The organism is Verrucomicrobium sp. BvORR034 (genome assembly GCF_000739635.1).
Classification (GTDB): Bacteria; Verrucomicrobiota; Verrucomicrobiia; order Verrucomicrobiales; family Verrucomicrobiaceae; genus Verrucomicrobium.
In genome coordinates this window covers 1-18237 of record NZ_BATQ01000041.1, presented here as the reverse complement: position 1 = coordinate 18237, position 18237 = coordinate 1, and the positions used below count along the sequence as shown (strand labels likewise).

Sequence of the window (18237 nt, the reverse complement as noted above, 5' to 3'; positions counted from 1 at the left end):
TTCAAATACTCCTCAGGATCCTTACCGGCGGGTGCGGCGGCGGCGCATGAAGAGGCAGGTGAAGCCCAGGAAGGCGAGCGAGGAGATACCCGGCTCAGGCACAGCCCCCATGGCGGAGAGCATGAGGTCATTCCCTCCCGTGAGGGCACCGGTGTCAAAGTCGGCCTGGTAGAACATGGCGAAGTCCATGCCGCCGATGTTGACGAAACCGTCCGCGCCCATGTTCCAGTAGTCGGAGGCGAGGTAGTGGTCAGAGTCCCACACCATGTTCGTGAAGAAGTCAGAGAGACCCAGGCCGGTATCACTGAGCACGATCCAGTAGCGGCTCTCCAGACCAGTCTCGCCGCCACCCCAGGTGCCGTCGATGCGGGCACCGTCCACATAAATCTCACCGGTGACGATGATGCGGTCTGCGCCCAGCGGGCTGGAGCGGTCGAAGTTCACAAAAAGCGTGCTCTGCGAGGCCGCGCCCGTGTTGGTCACAAGGTTCAGGTTGCCCTGGATGGTGAGTGCGCCCACGGAGGTCATGGTGCCGCCGGTGAGAGTGCCGTAGCTGCCCACATACACGCCGCCCTGGGAGTTGATGGTGCCGGAGCCACCCAGGGTGCCGCGGCCGGTGGTGTTGTTCTCCGAGCCGGCAGCATCATTGCCGTGGCCCACGCGGACGCTGGCATTCTGCTTCTCCAGATAGCCATCCACAATCATGGTGCCCTGGGAGCCATTCAACCGGCCGACGAACAGATAGGCATCGCTGGCGGTGGCTTGTTCATAGAACTTCGCATCCTTGCCGATGTAGAGATAGCCGGTACCCTTCTCCCCCACGCTCACGTCGCTCACCTTGTGATAGAACTCGCCGCCGGTGATGTTCACGGTGCCGGTGTGGTTCGTGCCCAAGCCAATGGAGATCGCGTTCGTGGCCGTGACGATGCCTCCGCTCTGGTTGAAGGTGGCCGTGCCCAGGCTCGTGTTCGCAGCGTAGTCGCCCGTGTCCCCACCGATGTAGGAGTTGCCCTTGATCAGCATCTCCCCACTCATCACCTCCACCAGGCCAGTGCCCGCACCGCGGCCCATGGAGAGCTTGAGCATCTCCGCACGGCCGGAGATCAGACGAAGGGTGCCGCTCCCGTCCTGTCCGATGTGTACATCCCCGTTGCTCACCATGGAGCCGCCGTTGATTTCGATCAATCCCGTGGCCGCCCCCAGCGTGGCATTGGCCGCATCGCGACCCACTACGATCTGGGCGGTGGTGACCACGCTGTAGAGACCGCCCGAACTCACATACACCTTGCCCACGCTGCCTGCCGCCACGCCGATCCAGTCCCAGTTGGTGGACCGGTTGATGAGCTCCCCACCGGTTTCAACGTAAATGGTCCCCTGCCCGCTCGCGCCGATGTAGAGATCCCCCACGTTCCCGCCGGTATCGCGGATGAACTTGCCGTTGGTACGGATGGTGAGCGTACCCACCCCTGAGGCGGCCCTGCCCAAGTTGTTTCCAAATCCCTTCGGAATCACCCCGCTGGTGGCGTCCAGGGCGTTGGTACTCTTGATGAACTGGGCGGAGTTCTCGATGATCATGCGCCCGACGCCATCACGCCCAATGTTGAATTCGCCAAAGTCCATCGTCATCAACGCGCCCTCCCCATCCAGGTGGAGAAGTCCTTTTGACGTCATCCCGTTCAATATCCCGGACGACCCCATCTCCACCGTACCATGGGCGTTGAACCGCCCTCCGGCCTTGATCAGCAACACGCTCTCCACCAAGGAGGGGTAGTAACCGATGCGGGTGACGCTCTGGTTGTAGTTCCAGGCTGAACCGTTCGGAGTTGTCGTATGCGCCCCGCCTTCCAGCAGGCCGTCGGACTCAATGGTGATGAATCCCGCGCTGCCATAGAAGGTGTTGTTCTGCTGCTTTCCCAGGTTCAGCGCCGTGGTCTGGCCACTCCAATTGCCATCCGCGGTGGCCCACAAGTTCATCACTGCGGAACCCGCCGCTCCTGTGCCGTCACCGATGCGGACGATCCCATTCGCCGCAGTTCCGTGCGTGCCAATCTGGACCTCGCCCACGGGGAAAAAAACCTTGCCGTTCTTGATGTCCAGAGTGCCTTCACCCCAGTTGCCGATGCGCACCCAGTTCGTGCCCTTGGTATGGGCCAGTATCCCGCCATCCACGGTGATGGTATTGCCGTTATCGACACCGAAGTCAGCGCTCGCCCCATTCGTGTAAGTGACGTTGCCCACTCCACCCGCGGTGCCGCCCACCCAGGTCACGATCCGCGCCACCCCGTTCTCATCGGTGCCGATCAGAACACTGTCACTTCCGTTCGTGCCCGTCATCGGTCTGAATTCAGGATCCCAGATGAGAGGATCATGCCAGTTGCCACTGCCTTTGGCCACAATCGTGTCCGAATAAAGCGATGCTGGCAGCAGGCTCAAGATGGAAAGAATAACTACAAAGCGTGAGGGCATGCTTTGTAATTACCTAAAATCGCAATCTTAGAACTAACAGCTTGTTACAGTATCGACACACACATCAAGCAGCCTAAAACGCTCATCATAAGGAATTTCCCAGTTCACAAAGCCCCTAGACATCAAGGATTAACGCACTCATTTTGCTCCACTCCATGACACACACCTTACAACATTGGTGCGACACATTTTCACCATGAGGCTGGAGATTTATCGGGCTTTGGCAAATTTGCCCTTCAGGCTTTGCCTCAGGTCCATTATAGGACTTTTCCCAACAGCGTCATCAGGTATTTTTTGAAGGCGCTGTTTTGCGCTTTCAGGCAGCGCGATTTCTGTTGGAATCACCCGGCATCTGGAATGCGCTCTGAATGAACAAGGTGTGTCAGTTGTGATAAACCTTTGTCAGTTCAGATACATTCGTGTTACCGAGCGGTGCAACGAATTTGCACTCCGCCATTCTACACATTTTTTCAGGATGAGAAGAGAGAAGTTGAAGATTTGTGTGAAATTTTGGCGGGTTTATTGAAACAACGCCCACCCCATGGGGACTTCGGGAGGCGCGAGCTGCCCGCCGACCAACCAATCTTCAAACTTCAAACTTCAAACTTCAAGCACCAGGCACCCTCCCCTCCGTTTTCCTTGCGGACCCGTTGAGGGTCAATATGATCCGGCATGCCCTACGCCGACCCCGAGAAACAACGTGCCGCCATCAACGCCGCCCAGCGTCGTCGTTATGCCGAGGACGCGGAGTTCCGGGAGCGCAAGCTGGAGGCCCGCCAGGCCCATCGCAAGACCGAGGAAGGCGTCAAAGGCAACCGCGCCGGGGTGAAGAAGTGGCGCGAGAACCACCCGGACGAATACCGCGAGTACAACCGCGAACGCATGCGCAAGTCCCGGGCCCGGAAAAAAGCCGCCGCACTGGCCGCCTCTGCCGCGACCGCAGAGGGGGCAAAGGACGCAGTAGCGACCAAGGCGACGAAGAAGAAGCAGACAGCGAAAAAGGCTGCGGCGAAGAAAGCTCCCGCGAAGAAGCAGGCGGCAAAGCGGGTGAAAGGTTAGGGGTTGGACGTTAAGGGTTATGGGCTAAGCGCCCGAACAGCGCTCCTCTGCTCCCGGACCCCCAACGAGTTCCGCGGCAGGGTTGGAGTACCGCTTAAAAGCCAATGCCATCAGGGAAAAGATTGGGCAGAGCGATCAACTCCGTTGCATGATGAAGCTGAGGACCAACCTCGAGCCCTGTCTCTCGTACGATGTTGATCTTGTGGTGTTTGTGACGAGTGTGTGAAGCGATGATTTTCGGCCTGAAAGACACTCGGACATTTTTTTCTCCAACTTGCTGAGGTTGCCCCTTTACAACTGACGTGTTGCTGGTTCAGGTGCGTTCATGGTTCTTGTCAGTCAAAACCCGGAGGAGGAGCGTTTTGGGAAGGTTCTCGATGAGGCGTCAAAAATCAGGGTGAGCGAGCCGCTGCTTCTCAAAGACCAAATGGACTATGCAATGAAGCATTTCACCTTCATTGCAGATCAGCGCCTCAAGACTTTCAATTTTTATGCGATCCTGTTGGCCGCATCAGTCGCAGCGACAATGGCGATGATCGATAGGGCGTTTCAGATGCAGGCTTACATGATCTGTGGAGGATTCCACATACTTGTTCCGGTCCTGTTCTTGATCATCGAACGACGGAATCTCCAACTTCTAAGCGTTGCTCGAGAAGGCCTACAGGCAATTGAGGTCAACGCCGGTTGGCCAGTTGCTGCACGATTATCCAGGCGAGATAGTGAAAATACAAAAGGCTGGCGAAGCAAATTGCTATCCTACCGGGTAGCATTCGTGCTCACGTATTCGTGTCAGTTTTTGTTCGGCGCCCTCATCCTCTACTGTGGAGCGTTCGTACAGCACACACCAAAACATGTCCCCTCAGTCCGCCGTGTAGTTTTGTCAGATGGGAGCTCTGTCGATTACTTCCGGAAGGATCGGACAAAATCAGGTAACAGCACCAAGGCAGCAAGAGCTATGGAGGCGATAAAGAATAACGCCACCCACATCAATGGCCACCAGCCTTCGGCCGATGCGCGAACTTGCTCGGAGCCAGCGGCAGCCGTGGATGCTGCGATGAGCCAAGGAATGTTCATACCCTAATAGTGCATTGCGCTCTCATGGAGTTCAATAAAATTACTATACCAATTCGATATACTTTGGAGAGCCTTCCTCTCGAGCGTGCTCATCACCCCCTATTTTCCACCTAAGCAGAGGGTCGGAGCGGCGACCTATGCTTCCTTCCGGGGCGTGTTCCCGAACAGCGGATGCAGGAGATTGGAGCCATGCTTGCACAATTGAACACCGCGCGAATCCACGCACCTCTCACCACTCACCGCCGCACCCCCACCACCACCCCAGGCAAAAACGGGGCAATGCTTACCCGATTCCCCTGGTTGCCGCCCAGCAGATAGACGCGCCCGCCTTCCACGTGGTCAAACAGCGCCACATGATGCCCGCCTTCGCGATGGGTCACGACGGTATCGCCGCGCTGCGCTACCTTGAGCGCCACCTCCTGGCCCCAAGTGAGCCATTGTTTTGCCCGGTAGTGCTCCTTGGGCACGCCGGTGCCGCTCCACAGGCCCAGGTAGCCGCGGAAGATGCCGCACCAGGCGGTCTTGCTGTCGTCCCGATCCAGCCAGGACGGGGCGGTCTTGAACATCTCCGCAATCAGCGGATGCGTCTTGGGACCTGGAGTCTCGGCAACACCGAGGTAACGAAGGGCGAGATCGTAGAGAGTTTGGGACATGGGAGGGAAGTTTTCAGTATTAAGTTTCAAGTTTTTCAGCCGGAATTCCGGGCCCGGGGCCACATCGTTTGAGATGTGAACTTTGAAGTTTGGCGCTTGAAGTTTCGCCTCTTCACCGTCGCCACGAGCGCCAGCCACCCAGGCGGACGCCGAGGTACATGAGCCTCCTTCGGGTCCGTCCGACACCGCACTCGCGGAGGATGCGGGCGAAGAGCCGGTCGGCCTCTTCTCTCGTCCAGAGGTGCCCGCTATCCGCCCAGCCGTCTGCCAGCTGGATCTGGTGAGCCCCGGCCGGCAGGTGACCGGCGTAGCGGTAGAGACTGTCATGCGCGAGCGCGGCAGCGCGATGCAGACCATCGGGCGTGATGCCGGTGAGGGTCCACAAGAAGCGGGGTACGCTGGCCCCGTCGACCTCGAAGTCGCGGGGCACGGTGAGGCGCTGCGGGGGCCAGCCAGGCAGCTCCCAGTGGTAGTGCCACGGCTGGACCACGCGGTAGAGCGGGTCGTCACCCGGGGCGCGAATGGGAACGAGAAGGGGTTGTGCAAGTGATTTCATCGAATCCGATGCGTCAGTTGATCCGGCGGATGGGTGGTGTCGCGATCTCTGGGCGGCCGCCACTGCCCGCCCGGACCGCGCGCAGGCTACCTGCGCAAGAGGGCATCGCCGGCGATGACGGCGACCAGCAGAACGGCAAACACGGCCAGCAGGCAGAGCGGCCCGAAGCACGGGATCAGCCAGCACAGCAGCGCGAAGCCGCCATAGGTGATGCCGCCTGGCGCATGCCCCACCATGGCATTGACGGGATGGGGAGCGGCGCAGTAGTCCCACACGGCCCCTCCCAGACAGAAGACGAGGAAAGCGAGTACGAGACCAAGAAGCCAGCCGGCAAACACATGAAGGACAGGTTTCATCAAAAAAAGGGGGTACAGGTTGAATGACTGCTGTGGTTATTTCCCGGATCGCTTCACGGGATCCAACGTGACACCCACGCCCACGGGCTGGCCCTGCGGGGTGACGTAGTTGAGGCTGTAGGTGCGCTTGTAGCCGTCCAACTGCCGGCAACCAACACCCGCCAGACTGGCGGTGAGGGCAAGCGCGAGGACGAGGAACAGGCGGCTGGAGCCGCGCGAGAAGGGGGAGGATGGCGGGGTTTTCATGGTATTTTGGCGTGATCAGCCCGGGCGGCAGCGCGCTCGGCCTTGAGGATTTTTTCAAGCTGGAGATCGGCCTGAGGCCGGCAAGGAGAGGCCGCGCAGCATTCACAGCCGTACACGTGCTCTCCTCGAACTCCCGCACAGGTGCACGCCGCGCCGGGCTGGTGCTGGCACTTCTTCCGCGCCGGATTGTGCGCCTGCTTGACGGCCGCGGCCCAGCCGATGAAGAGGCCAAAGGCCAGGAGGATGAAAGAGCGGATGATCACGCAGAAGCCTCCTTTCCCAGGATGGAAGTCGCCGCTGGCACGGGACCAGGTGCAGGCGAGGGGCCGGGCGTATAGACCAGACCAGGCAGACTTCCCGGCGGATCCCGGAACATGCACCCCGGCACCGGGCAGCGTCGCACGGCATTGAGCGTGCCCGTGGCGACCCCGTGCAGGGACTTCATTTCCTCGATCTCCTCACGGAGTTCGTAGCGGTCCTTCTCGCACTGCTCCTGCTTCACCCACATGAGGCGGCAGACATAGACGAGACCGGAGGTGACGGCAGTGAGGGCGGTGAGCAGGGCGTTTTCGAGGTTCATGGGGTAAAGCCAAGGTTGCAAAGCCCCTGGATCAAAGCCCCCAGGGCATGGGCACAAAGGAACTCCCACCAGCGGTGCGCCAACAGGGTGAGGATGAAGAGAATGGCGAGGGCGGATTTCATGGGGTAAGGGCGTCCCAGAGGCTCTTGTAGTGGAGGCCGTAGGCGACCATGATCTGCCGGAAGCGCAGGGTTGTTACCTCGTGCCGCGTGCCGGTGTGGCCGGCAATGAGCTGCGGGGTCTCACTGGTGATCATGCCGAGCTCCAGCGCCTCCTTCACCAGGGCCAGCATCTGGGCAAAAGCCGCCCGGTCAGCGTCCTCCAGGCGAAGGGTGAAGCCCTCGGGCTGGACGGTGAAGCCGGACACGACGCCCTGGTAAAAAGCCTGGTGCTTTTGCTCTCCGCTGGTGAGAGGCACTGCTTCCCAACCATGGATGACGAAGGTCTCGCCGATTTCGAAGATGCGAACGAGCCTCTCTGTAGCAGGTTGAAAATCCGGCAGCGTCCCCTCTACCACGGGCATCCATCGCCAGCCAGGCTTGGTGGCAGGGAGCAGTTCAGCCTGTTGCAGAGAAGTGCTCGCGAGGGCGTTCTCCGGGGTGACAAGGGCGTAGAGGTTCCAGTTCATGCTAAGATAAAGACGCGGAATTCCCTAAGGCAGAATGATGCGCGAGTGTGGGGTGATGGTCGTGCCCAAAGGCGTGAGGAGCCCGGGCGTCTTGTGATCCTTGAGATCGCGCACAAGAGGCACGTAGTAGAGCAGGCTCTGGGGGCGGACCAAGGTGGGCGAGACGCCCCTTGCGAGGGTGGCCACTTCCTCATCAGTGAGCGCCACCGTCCAGATGGCAGTCTCTCCTATGTCCCCATCCATGCCCTCACCAAAACTGGACAAGAAGATGATGGCCCCGATGGCCGCAGTGGTGACGCCGGCCGTGTTGCTGAAACCTGAGTTCGTGCCTTTCCCGCCGCCATTGAGGTAGGCTGCGCGGGATGTCGAGGTGGTCCAGACACCGGCGGCATGGTTCCAGGTGCCAACAGTGGCCGTGGTGGAACTGGTGGCAGCAGGCCCGTTGGTACCGTCCGTAGAGATGGACCGGACGGCACTCCCGACGATGGTCAGATCGTGCCGGTGATAGGTGCCGCTGATGCCGAGGCCGACGACGGCGCGGTTCCCACCGAGGGAATTTGCCTTGAACCATCCGGCCAGGGTGAAAGGCGGACTCAAGGCGGGAATGGTGCGCTGGATGTACTCCGCGCCGTTGAAGGACCGTGCCATAGCTACGCGAGCTGCACCTCCACCAGTAAGAGTTCCGCGTCCCCGGCAGCGTTGTCGTTCGCCACATCCCGGCGCACGCGTAACCGATAGGCATCGCCCGGGGCCAGGCTCGCGGGAAGCTGCGCCTGGGTGAAAGTCACACTCGTGACCTTGGTCACACCGCTAGTCACCGGCACGGAGGCAGCGGTCACCGTTTGCACCGTGCCAAAGCTGTCGGCATCGATATCCATGCCGCTGTCTGCGATCCGTTCCCAGGCGACATCCCAGCCGATGGTGCCAGAGGTGGCCGTAGAGGCAGCCCATTGGATGAAAACCACCACGCCACTGGCTAGACTGACCCCTTCAGGAATTCGGCTTTTGAAGATGGCCGTCTCCTGCGTGGCCGTGTCGAAGTCCAGCACCAAGTGGCTGTTGCGAGTGTCCAGCGTCGCGTAGTTGGTCGTCGGCGGCTCGTTGTTCGCAGGGCGGAACAGCGCCACGGTCTTGCTCATGGGCCGCCCGAAGAGGGCCACCAGCTCCGCCACCGTAATTTCCTCACCCTCTCCCGCACCACCCGTCTTCCGCCCAAAGAGCCGCGGGGAGGCGGAAGCCTGCAGTTGGGCCAGCGTGATCGCCCGGGCCCACGCCCCAGACCCTGAACCGTTCGACCGCCACAGGCTGCCGCTGTCGAGCTGCACACCGAGCTGCCCCACGCGCTTGGGGATGGCGTTGCCTCGCACCGTGGCATCGGCAAAGGTCTGCACGTCCTGCAGTGCTTCACCGGTGGACCCTTCCGGTATGACCACCACACTCCCGCCATCATCGATGCCCTCCAGCGCCAGCACGCGGCGGTGAATCTGCTGGAGGGCCATCGTCGTCTTGTCATACGCCTTTTCCAGCGAACGCGAAGAGATGGGGCCAGCCTCGGGCAGTTCCGTGAGCTGGGTGAGCGAGACCTGGCGGAAGATCGTCACTGTCCAGGTGTTGTCGTACTCCTCCACCGTCAATACCTCGCCGCCCGTGACGTTGTCATTGCTGTCGGTGACCGGAGTCAGCGTGTAATCCACGCCTTGAGCCAGGATCGCCACATCCCCCTCACCCTGCTGCACCGCGACATAGATGTCTGAGGCCAGAAGGTACGGGAACGGCACCGGGTAGGGTGTGACCGTGGAGTTGTTACCCGTGTAGATGGCAGCGCTCGTGCCAGATTGGACAGCCATGTGGAAATGTGCGCTAAGCTCCATTTCCTGACAAGGGGGAATCCGTCCTGGGGTGTTTTTTCGCTTCGGCCTGCCGTCGATTACGAAAAGGGACGGAACAGTTCCTGCCTGCGCTTCTGCAGTTCCCCTTGGTTCTTGCAACTTCACTGATTCGGGCGAAATCCAGCCTGCCATTTTCGTCCGTCCGACCCCCGACATTTCTCCAATGATTCCCGCACTCCACTACGGTCTGCTCGCGCTCTTCGCCCTCAATCTCGCCCTATGGCTGCTGCTCTTGCGGCAGCGATTTGCCCCCCGCAGTGCGGCAGATCTCGACCCCGCGGGGCCGCGCACGCTCTCCCGCACGGCGGAGATCTTCCGCGCCCTTGGTGCATTGCTTCTGGGCCTTTTCATGGCCGGGGCGGCGCAGCCTGCGGCGGTCAACGATGGGCTGGACCCATCCTGGCAGATGGTCCTGGAGCACGCCACCCTCCACAAGCTGGTGTACGGGCAGGACATCGTCTTCACCTTCGGCCCGCTGGCCCCGGTGAGCACAGACTTGCACAATGGCGCGGGCTACTTCCACAGTGAGCGGCTGGCTTATGTCCTCTGGCTGGCCTCCGTCTTCATCGTCCTGTGGTGGAGGCTCTCACAGCATCTCCCCCGTCTGCTGGCCGTGCTCAGCTGGCTCTGGCTTGCCCTCCTGCCTGGCGACGCCGCGCCCTACGCAGCCCTTGCCCTGCTGGCGTGGGCGATGAAGCCCCCGGAACGCGAGCACGGGCAGGAGAAGGCACCACTGACCGGGACCATCCTCAGTCTTCTGGTCGCCCCCGCCGGGCTGGCAGTGCTGGGCACCGTCAAGTTCACCTACACCGTGGCCGCCATGGCCGTCATGGCCGCATGGGTGGGGCACGCAGTCGTCTTCCAGCGCTCCTGGAAACAGGCGCTCATCCCGCTGCTGGCCGCCACCGCGACGTTTGCTTTCCTGTGGACTGCGGCCGGCCAACCGCTGGCGGCGGTCCCCCAGTGGCTGCACCGGGGATTGATCGTTTCCTCAGCCTATGCGGATGCGATGCAGCTGATCGTTGTCAGTCCCGCCGCGCTCTGGCTCGCGGGCGGCACCGTCATCCTTGCCCTGCTGCTGCTGATCACCCTGGCCCTGTGGCAGACACAAAGGCGCCGCACTTCGGACCTCTTCCTTGCACTGGTCTGCTTGGGTTTGTTGGCCATTGTCTGGAAGCACAGCGTCACTCGCGCAGATGGTCACCTCACCATGATCGGCAGTCTGGCCCCTCTCCTCTGCTGCCTCGCCCTCTCGCCTCTGCGTATCGGCGATCTGTCGCGGTGGGCTCGTATTGCTGGCCTCATCACCGTGGTTACCCTCATGGTCGGAGCCATGGCTGATCGATTTGCCATTTCGGGATCCACCGTCACGGAATCCGTTCTCTCTCACACCCTCGGAATGTCTTCCAGGAAACAACCTGCATTGCATATCCTGACCCCAACGGGCAGCGCCCTGCCTCTCAATCTGGCCACAGCCCCCGAATTGGATCAGTCCCGCCTTCCTGCCATCAAGGCCCTCGTGAAGGAACAGCCTGTGGACGTCTTCAATTTCCTCCAGTCTGTGGCCTTCGCCAATGGCCTGAACTACCAGCCCCGCCCAGTCTACCAGAGCTATCAGGCCTGCAACGAGGAACTCATGCGTCTGAATGAGACCTACTGGCAGACACGTACCGCCACCCAGCATCTCATTTGCAGAATGGAGTCCGTGGACTGGCGGCTGAGCTCCAGCGATGATTCAGCCTGCTGGCCTCACTGGCTGACGAACCTGAAGCCCGCAGCCCTCGAGAAGGATTTCATTCTCCTGAGCCCTTCCGGACGACAGACACACACGCCCCGGTGGTCCACCCTGGGCACAGGCCAGGCAGAGTTCGGCGCAGCGTTGCCCCTTCCCACACAACCGCCCGGCAAGTTCCTGCGACTTCGCACCACGCTCCATAGATCGTTCCTTGGCAAGCTGGCCAAAGCCGGTTTCCAACCAGACGCATTGCAAATGGTGACCAGGATGTCAGACGGAACCACCGAGACGACCCGCATCGTACCGGGTGCCATCGAGGCCGGTATTCTCCTCGCACCCTTCCTGCACACCAATGTGGACCTGCTCGCCTACTACGCGGACGACAAGACCCTCCAGCGCACACCCTCCAGCATCACCCTGCGCGCGGAGCACGGGCGTCACAAGGAGTTCGCCTCCACCTACAGCTACACGTGGGAGACTGCCGAAGTGCCAGCACGGGACCAGCCCACCCTGCAGAAGTCCCGCGACCTCCTCCTGCAATCCCGCATCCCCTTTCCCGGTCGGGCGCAGGAACTCCTGGGCGGGCCTCTGACCGGCGACATGATGCAGGTCTCGCTCAAGTCCCTGATCAACACAGAGATCAACGGGCGCCCCGCCCTGCGCCTGGATGCGCCCAGCACCATCATCCTGCGCAATGACCCGCGGGGCGGCACCCTGCAGATCTCCTACAGGGTACCGAGCGCCAGCTGGAAGCGGAAGAAGCCCACCGATGGCGTCCGCTTCGTCATCGCCACCGCAGGCCACCAGGGCGAGGAAAAGAAGCTGCTCGATCATTTCCTCGATCCCGGGAAACTGGAGTCCGACCGCGAGAAGAAGACCTTCTCCGTCACCCTTCCTCCCAATGAGGCCCCCTGGCTCATCCTTCGCACCGAGACCGGCCCGACCGACTACCAGGACCGCGCCATCTGGGGCGGGTTCAGCTGGACACCTACGCCAGGACCAGAAGCCAAGCCTTGAGGCCGGCCCTCTGGCAAGAGTCCCGTACTGCAAATCTAAGGCAGCTCAAACCAGTCTGACTGCGCCAGGGTTCGCTCCGCCACGAGCCAGATCAAGACTTGTGGAGAGTTGCTACTGGCATGCTTCAGCCATTGATGCGGAGCCCCTCTGTTGCCACTACCGCTCACTGCCATCGTGTACACGGGCTGGTTGAGCAAGTTGCCCAGGTGCGAACTGAAGCCAGCTCCCTTATTCTCCCAGATGATTGCGTATGAATCTCCGATCACGTGCACAGGCGCTGAAACGTCAGCCTCCGTCCGGCCTCCAGCAATTGCATTGCATTGGTAAAGAACCGTGGGCACCGGAGCCACTTGCACTCCGAGTGATTCCACCACCGTAAGATTTCCCACATCTCCCTGATGCCCTATCGGCACCTCTTTCACGGAAGCAGCAAGATTGCCGTCCGATCCCAGGAAGCTTGCCGGTTCCTTCAGGACCCGGGTCACTTCCGCTTTCACAAGCCTGGCAGATTCAGCCGCGGCCCATGAGCTCCAGTGGGTGTCATTGGGCAGCCAGGCAGGATACCCCTTCCCCTCGCAGTCGTACGTCCGGTTGGACCTGAAGTGTTCTGTCAGATCCACCACAGACACCCCATCCTCTTTAAGCAAACGCAGCAACTCCCGCACCGCGGTATTTCCCGGAGGCCCATTGAGCACCCGGCCATCGTTTCTTCCCAACGCCAGATCTGGGTAGAGACTGGCCGACTGGGGCACAGGCACAAAGATGAGCCTTCCTCCGTTCTTGCGAACAAGCTTGTCGATCTTCAGCACCGACGATCTCACGCCGCCCTCCTGGCTGGCGGCGAACTTTGCTTCGACACCAGGCGAGTAGATCGCCCAATCCCCCCCAAAAAAATAGAACGGAACCTCCTGATCACCCGCCACGACGGGGACGGGTGCCTTCACCACTGAATCTGACAACTGGTCCGCAAACTTCAGCCTGCCAGGATTGTCAGCAATCCGCAGCCGGTCCTCGTCGTGCGTGTAAGAATGCACCCAATACACGGGCAGTGTAAAATCATCCACCTCATCGACAGTCGCCATCCCTTTCAGTTCGGGAGGGACCGTGTCCGACTCTGTCATCTTCATGTTGAGGCGCATTCCCCTCTGCAACTGGGCCGCAGTCGTGGGCGCCCCTTTTTCCTTGCACCGGAACACTGCGATGAACTCTCGCGAGAAATCCCCTTCCATGCCTTTGCACCGCACCTTCATGAGCCCCTCCTGGTAGGGCGAGGTCAGGATATTGCGCGGGTTCGAAACCACTTGCACCACCGTGGGAAAGGCCAGCATCACGCGCTTTTTATCCTTCATCGCCCGCTTTTGCGCTGCATCAGCTTCCTTGTCTCGGGTCTCGACCGGGGTATTTGGCGATGCTGAAGAGGCACCATTCGAGCCGACCTTCCAGACAGCCCCGCCAGCAAAGCCCAGTACCGCAACTAGAGGAAACGAAAGCAGGGGGGAAATTCGACGAAAAGTCATTGGCGAGGAACATCCGCTACCACACCCACCTGCATTCTGCAAAGTGCGAGGCGATCCCCCCGACAATCCGTCAAAATACACCATCGTCGCCTTCTCTAGAACTCTGGAGGAACTACTTCCCTCCCTTGGCATTTCTGTGAGCTGCGTGACAGATACCTGGCGGAAGATCGTCAGCATCTAGGTGATGATTTTGCACATCACCTTCGTCACCCGCCCACCCACGATGTTCCTGCTGTTTTCTTTCGACTTCGTCAGCGTATAGACTGCCCTACTTGATCCAGATTCGCCGGATCCCCCACTTGCATGTGCCCGCTTCACATTTCATACGTTTAAGCGGTTTCCCTTGGCATCGCGACTTCTTCAGATGTCTCAGGCGTGTCAGGTATTGGCTCAATCACGGAAACTTTTGCAGGCTCGCCCGGTGACACGCCCGCAAGCCAACGTCCCACGAAGTTGGCAAAGTTCGTACTTGGAATGTCCACCCACTTCGTCAGCCAGTCAGACAGCACCAGAGTTGTGATGATAAATACTACGAAGCCGAGCAAGGTGCTGGTCAACGCTCCCAATCCCTGCCTTACACAGGCCACGGCCACCCACTGACCAAACAAGTGGACCGTCAGCGAGTGCACCACGTAGAGAGCGAACGATCTCTCTCCCAACCACACCAAAGGACCCCTTTTCAAGACCGCTCCGAAGCCTTGGGATCTGAGGGCTAAAAACACGAACAACACTGCTGGCACAAACTTTGTCAGGACACTTTCCAGTTCAGAAACCGGGCCCAACAGTGACGCCACCCACGCAGGACTGACAGCCCCAAGAGCCACCGCGACGACGCCAATCGCGACACTCTGCACTCTGCGCAGAGGACACGCTCCCGCCCGGATCCCTACGACCAACGAATCTGCCAAGATCAGACCGGCAATGAAATCTGCCAGATAGAGGCACCCAGGCACAAACATTAGCACGACGAAAACCACACACCACACCAGTCGACGACGCTCCAAAGTAAGAGTACACGCCACAACGCCAAAAAGGAAAAGGGATCCCAGAAACTCAAAATTGATAGTCCACAGCGGCATGTTGAAACTGCTGCCCAAAAAAAATGCGTCTCTTACCGCCGTAACCAGGCTCAATTCAGAGCCGCCTGAAAACACCAACATTGGTACTCCAAACCTCGTCACCGAATTAAACTCCTCCACGGAATACCAGGAGGCCACGTGAAGAAAGTAGGATGCCATGGTCGTCACGAACGCCAAAGGCATAAGCCGGAAGTACCTTTTGACTGCCGACCGTGCTATCTGCTGATGAGACTGGTTCTTCAAGAGCGGTGCAGCCAGAACCAGCCCGCTCATCACCCAGAACAAATGCACCATGAGAGAGCCATTCAGCAAGATGGCCAGCGGCGAGTTGCGAACGAGTTTCGCCCAACCGGGCACTTCCGCCCACGCTTTGGTGACCTCCACATCCGTTAGCCAATGCCCCGGCAAAAATGTCCCTGCAGCATGCATCAGCACCACGATCATTGCGGCAATACCGCGTAAGGAGTCCAGCACCACCAAGCGTCCTTTTCTTTCCGCACCTGAGGAAACCGCAACCGGGGGGCGAAATGGCACCAATATTCTGAACATGACGAACAGCGACGCCAGGGCGACCGCCAATTTGCTCCAGTCCGAAAGTTTCCCCGGTAGATCCGCCGCCAATACGACTCGCTCAGTTGCCACCTTTTCGTAGAGCAGCCCGTTAACGTAGATCATCGTTCCGGCTTTGACGCGATACTGGGGATCCTCCACCGAGGTCAAAACATCCACCGATGCCGCTTCCTTGACCAACACGCCATCAAGCCACAGCCTGACCGGAAGCCCTCTTGCAGAGGCTTCCCGAAGGTCTTTCGGAAGCCGTGCAAATCTCACAGATTCAGTCTTGCTGGCTTTAAAATGATCCGTTCGAAGGGCAATTTCCCCCACTCTCTTGGCAAAAACACCCGCCGCCATAAGCGCCAGCGCACAAACCGCCGCCAGAAGTGAGAGAACATCGAACACCTTCCTTTTCCCAAAAGTCATTGTCCACCCTACCGCAAGCTACCCTCTCTTCCACTTTGGAGGCGTTCATTTTGCTCACTGCAACCTCGCTAGGGCTCGCTTCCACCCGCACATCAGCATCTCACAATATAGTTGAGCACCATCATCGGCTGGACGTTCGGGTGGGATTCACCTCCCCCGGTGGCCTCAATCGCCAAGTTCGCTGTCTGCCCCCACAAGGAACTGCCTGGGGCGAATGCCAGAGGCGCCACGTTCCGATAGACGCTAAAGCCATTCGTAATATTGTGCGTATGGCTCGGCATCTGCCCCACCGTCAGCACGTGCCGGTCGACCCCGCCAGCGGCACCGAGCACGGTGCCATTCACTCCGGGATTCCCGGTACCGGCGTTGGTCAGGCGGCTGGCGGCGCTGCCCCCCATGTCATCCCGGCCTGCAGCCACGCGACCGCGCATGTCCGGCAGATTGAACGTACTCGTCCCATCCCCCACACCGTACGTCGTCCCCAGGGCAGCATACAGCGCCGCGTAGGTGCTGCGGCTCACCGCCTGCCCGTAGCAGAAGAGCCACCCCGCAGGCGCGGCAGTGCCCCCATAGGGCACAATGCACCCAGGCGGGAGATAGGAGGCAACTGTGCTCGTCGCGATCGCCGTCGCCTGCTCCACCGCCTCCGCCGTCTGCCGGGCCCAGGAGCCGGCCCCCGTGCTGGTGGACCGCCACAGGCTGCCGTTGTCGATCTGCACGCCCAGCTGCCCCACTCGCTTGGGAATGGCGTTGCCACGCGTCGTGGCATCCGCAAAGGTCTGCACATCCTGCAGCACATCGCCCGTAGAGCCCTCGGGAATGACGATCACGCTGCCGCCGTCATCGATGCCCTCCAGCGCCAGCACCCGACGGTGGATCTGTTGCAGCGCCATCGTCGCCTTGTCGTACGCCTTTTCCAGCGTGCGGGAGGAGATCGGCCCCGCCTCCGGCAGCTCCGTGAGCTGGGTGAGCGACACCTGGCGGAAGATCGTGAGCGTCCGGGTGTTGTTGTACGCCACCTTCGTCACCACCTGGCCACCCACGATGTTCCCGCTGCTGTCTTTGGTCGGCGTCAGCGTGTAGTCCGCGCCTTGAGCCAGGATCGCCGGATCCCCCTCCCCGACCTGCACCGCCACGTAGATGTCCGACGGTAGCAGGTAGGGAAACGGCACCGGGTAAGGCGTGACCGTGGAGTTGTTGCCGGTGTAGATGGCGGCGCTCGTGCCAGATTGGACTGCCATAGCGCAAAAGATGCGCTAAGCTCCATTTCCAAGCAAGGGGGAATTGACCTCGATGCCGAGCCTTCGAACGGACTGCCGACTGCCAATCGGCGGCACAGCAGATTGCCAGCCTGCGTCACGACACCATCTCACTCCAGGCATCAAGTTTTGCACCTTGTCTTGAAGTCTTTGTCTCCTGCGCAGCAGACCCCGTATTCCAGATTCCAAATTCCCGCCTCTCATCTCACAGCTCATCATCCCGGCACGGCGGCCACAGCACCGGCAGTCCCTGCATCATCCGTTGATCCGACTCCGCGTACTGGTAAAAATTCTCGCCATCATCGCGGGGGAATGCCGCCCCAATCCGCCCCTGCTCCCCCATGCTTTCCTCCCAGGTCTGCCTGCGTGTCGGCAGTTTCTCGATGAGCACGGAATCCATGCCCCATCGTCCACTCTATCGCCCATTCGTCAATCCGGAGACGCACCCGGCAAAGATTGTTTTTTCGACAGCAAGAACTTTTCTCTAGACACGAACACCTTGACCAAGCCCATGGAGACGTGAACCTCCCCCACGGGCCCGGCTTCACCTGGCATGCCGGGGGCGACGTTCGACTGGCTCGGAGATGTGGTCGTCGCTCCTGCAGCCCCTCCCTGCTCCGATCGCGCAGAGGAGGGGCTTCCACACTTGAAGTCCTCGCGAGGCCCGCGTAGCTTCTACGCGGCTTCCGCTGGAAGTCGTTTCGGACGTTAGGAGCCCGCCCCGGCAGAGCTCGTTCGGCGTGAAGCCACCTTCTCCCCTGTGAAACCAGCGAGCCTGGCCTGCGGTCACATCGTTCACTTAGAACCTGTTTGGATAAAAACGCTGGGTGTGTTGCGAGGCATTTTGAGTCTGGACAAGGCGCGAAGAGGGCGTGAATCGAGATTCACAACCGATGAGCAACGCAGTCCAGGCTCAAAAGGACCGCAACCCGGAGGGGGCAGTTCTCAGGCTCGGCGAAGCCGCTCTTCGCGCATCCCATTCACTGAACCTGCCACCCCCGGATGTTTTTATCCAAACAGGTTCTCAGGGACGAGGTAAAACGCCTGCTGCTTCATTGGCCCCATACCATGAGCGGCAGAGTTGGCTGCAGCTCGCCTGTCCAGTTTGATTTCGCCCAGTGCTGCGTGGGTTGCCGCACCCA

The 18237-nt window shown here is 60.3% G+C and carries 18 protein-coding genes; 3 read left to right on the top strand and 15 right to left on the bottom strand.

The window, feature by feature from the left end; genetic code table 11:
• Positions 1 to 21 precede the first annotated feature (21 nt).
• The gene (locus BV034_RS06270; protein WP_265592701.1) at positions 22 to 2466 is read right to left on the bottom strand and encodes a hypothetical protein; all 2445 of its coding nucleotides are present in this window, start codon (positions 2464 to 2466) and stop codon (positions 22 to 24) included.
• Positions 2467 to 3138: 672 nt separating this feature from the next.
• Between BV034_RS06270 and BV034_RS06265 the strand changes: the two genes are divergently transcribed.
• Positions 3139 to 3525, top strand: a complete 387-nt coding sequence (locus BV034_RS06265) for a hypothetical protein (RefSeq protein ID WP_050025226.1) — start codon at positions 3139 to 3141, stop codon at positions 3523 to 3525.
• A gap of 325 nt (positions 3526 to 3850) precedes the next feature.
• Entirely contained in the window at positions 3851 to 4606 is a 756-nt protein-coding gene (locus BV034_RS06260; RefSeq protein WP_050025224.1) for a hypothetical protein, read from the top strand.
• A 229-nt stretch (positions 4607 to 4835) separates the two neighbouring features.
• Here the strand turns inward: BV034_RS06260 and BV034_RS06255 are convergent, their stop codons facing one another.
• The 10 genes from BV034_RS06255 to BV034_RS06215 form a co-directional block, all read right to left on the bottom strand.
• Entirely contained in the window at positions 4836 to 5252 is a 417-nt protein-coding gene (locus BV034_RS06255; protein ID WP_081887634.1) for a TIGR02594 family protein, read from the bottom strand.
• A 112-nt stretch (positions 5253 to 5364) separates the two neighbouring features.
• A complete protein-coding gene (locus tag BV034_RS06250) occupies positions 5365 to 5808 on the bottom strand; it encodes a DUF1353 domain-containing protein (protein WP_050025220.1) in 444 nt (147 codons plus the stop codon).
• 86 nt (positions 5809 to 5894) lie between these two features.
• Positions 5895 to 6164 carry a hypothetical protein gene (locus BV034_RS06245; protein ID WP_050025218.1) on the bottom strand — a complete coding sequence of 90 codons (270 nt, stop codon included), beginning with the start codon at positions 6162 to 6164 and terminating at the stop codon, positions 5895 to 5897.
• 36 nt (positions 6165 to 6200) lie between these two features.
• Positions 6201 to 6410, bottom strand: a complete 210-nt coding sequence (locus BV034_RS06240; RefSeq protein ID WP_050025216.1) for a hypothetical protein — start codon at positions 6408 to 6410, stop codon at positions 6201 to 6203.
• Positions 6407 to 6673: a hypothetical protein gene (locus tag BV034_RS06235; protein ID WP_050025215.1), complete on the bottom strand. Its 267-nt coding sequence runs from the start codon at positions 6671 to 6673 to the stop codon at positions 6407 to 6409. Before BV034_RS06235 ends, BV034_RS06240 begins: the two co-directional genes overlap by 4 nt.
• Positions 6670 to 6990 (bottom strand): hypothetical protein, encoded by a 321-nt coding sequence (locus BV034_RS06230; RefSeq protein ID WP_050025214.1) that lies wholly within the window; start codon positions 6988 to 6990, stop codon positions 6670 to 6672. Before BV034_RS06230 ends, BV034_RS06235 begins: the two co-directional genes overlap by 4 nt.
• Positions 6987 to 7112: a hypothetical protein gene (locus BV034_RS35775; RefSeq protein WP_265592700.1), complete on the bottom strand. Its 126-nt coding sequence runs from the start codon at positions 7110 to 7112 to the stop codon at positions 6987 to 6989. The genes BV034_RS06230 and BV034_RS35775 overlap by 4 nt, the downstream gene beginning before the upstream one ends.
• Positions 7109 to 7618: a hypothetical protein gene (locus tag BV034_RS06225; RefSeq protein WP_050025213.1), complete on the bottom strand. Its 510-nt coding sequence runs from the start codon at positions 7616 to 7618 to the stop codon at positions 7109 to 7111. The genes BV034_RS35775 and BV034_RS06225 overlap by 4 nt, the downstream gene beginning before the upstream one ends.
• 24 nt (positions 7619 to 7642) lie before the next feature.
• A complete protein-coding gene (locus BV034_RS06220; RefSeq protein ID WP_050025211.1) occupies positions 7643 to 8266 on the bottom strand; it encodes a LamG-like jellyroll fold domain-containing protein in 624 nt (207 codons plus the stop codon).
• A gap of 2 nt (positions 8267 to 8268) precedes the next feature.
• Positions 8269 to 9465, bottom strand: a complete 1197-nt coding sequence (locus BV034_RS06215) for a hypothetical protein (protein ID WP_050025210.1) — start codon at positions 9463 to 9465, stop codon at positions 8269 to 8271.
• Positions 9466 to 9670: 205 nt separating this feature from the next.
• On the opposite strand from BV034_RS06215, the gene BV034_RS06210 reads away from it, so the two are divergent.
• Complete coding sequence (locus tag BV034_RS06210) at positions 9671 to 12259, top strand: hypothetical protein (RefSeq protein ID WP_050025208.1); 2589 nt, start codon at positions 9671 to 9673, stop codon at positions 12257 to 12259.
• A gap of 35 nt (positions 12260 to 12294) precedes the next feature.
• On the opposite strand, the gene BV034_RS06205 is transcribed toward BV034_RS06210, so the two are convergent.
• The 4 genes from BV034_RS06205 to BV034_RS06190 form a co-directional block, all read right to left on the bottom strand.
• On the bottom strand, positions 12295 to 13608 hold the full coding sequence (locus tag BV034_RS06205; RefSeq protein WP_050025206.1) for a hypothetical protein: 1314 nt from the start codon (positions 13606 to 13608) through the stop codon (positions 12295 to 12297).
• A gap of 497 nt (positions 13609 to 14105) precedes the next feature.
• Complete coding sequence (locus tag BV034_RS06200) at positions 14106 to 15815, bottom strand: acyltransferase (RefSeq protein ID WP_265592699.1); 1710 nt, start codon at positions 15813 to 15815, stop codon at positions 14106 to 14108.
• A gap of 113 nt (positions 15816 to 15928) precedes the next feature.
• On the bottom strand, positions 15929 to 17077 hold the full coding sequence (locus BV034_RS34530; RefSeq protein WP_050025202.1) for a tail fiber protein: 1149 nt from the start codon (positions 17075 to 17077) through the stop codon (positions 15929 to 15931).
• A 223-nt stretch (positions 17078 to 17300) separates the two neighbouring features.
• Positions 17301 to 17495 (bottom strand): hypothetical protein, encoded by a 195-nt coding sequence (locus BV034_RS06190; protein WP_050025201.1) that lies wholly within the window; start codon positions 17493 to 17495, stop codon positions 17301 to 17303.
• Positions 17496 to 18237: the final 742 nt, after the last annotated feature.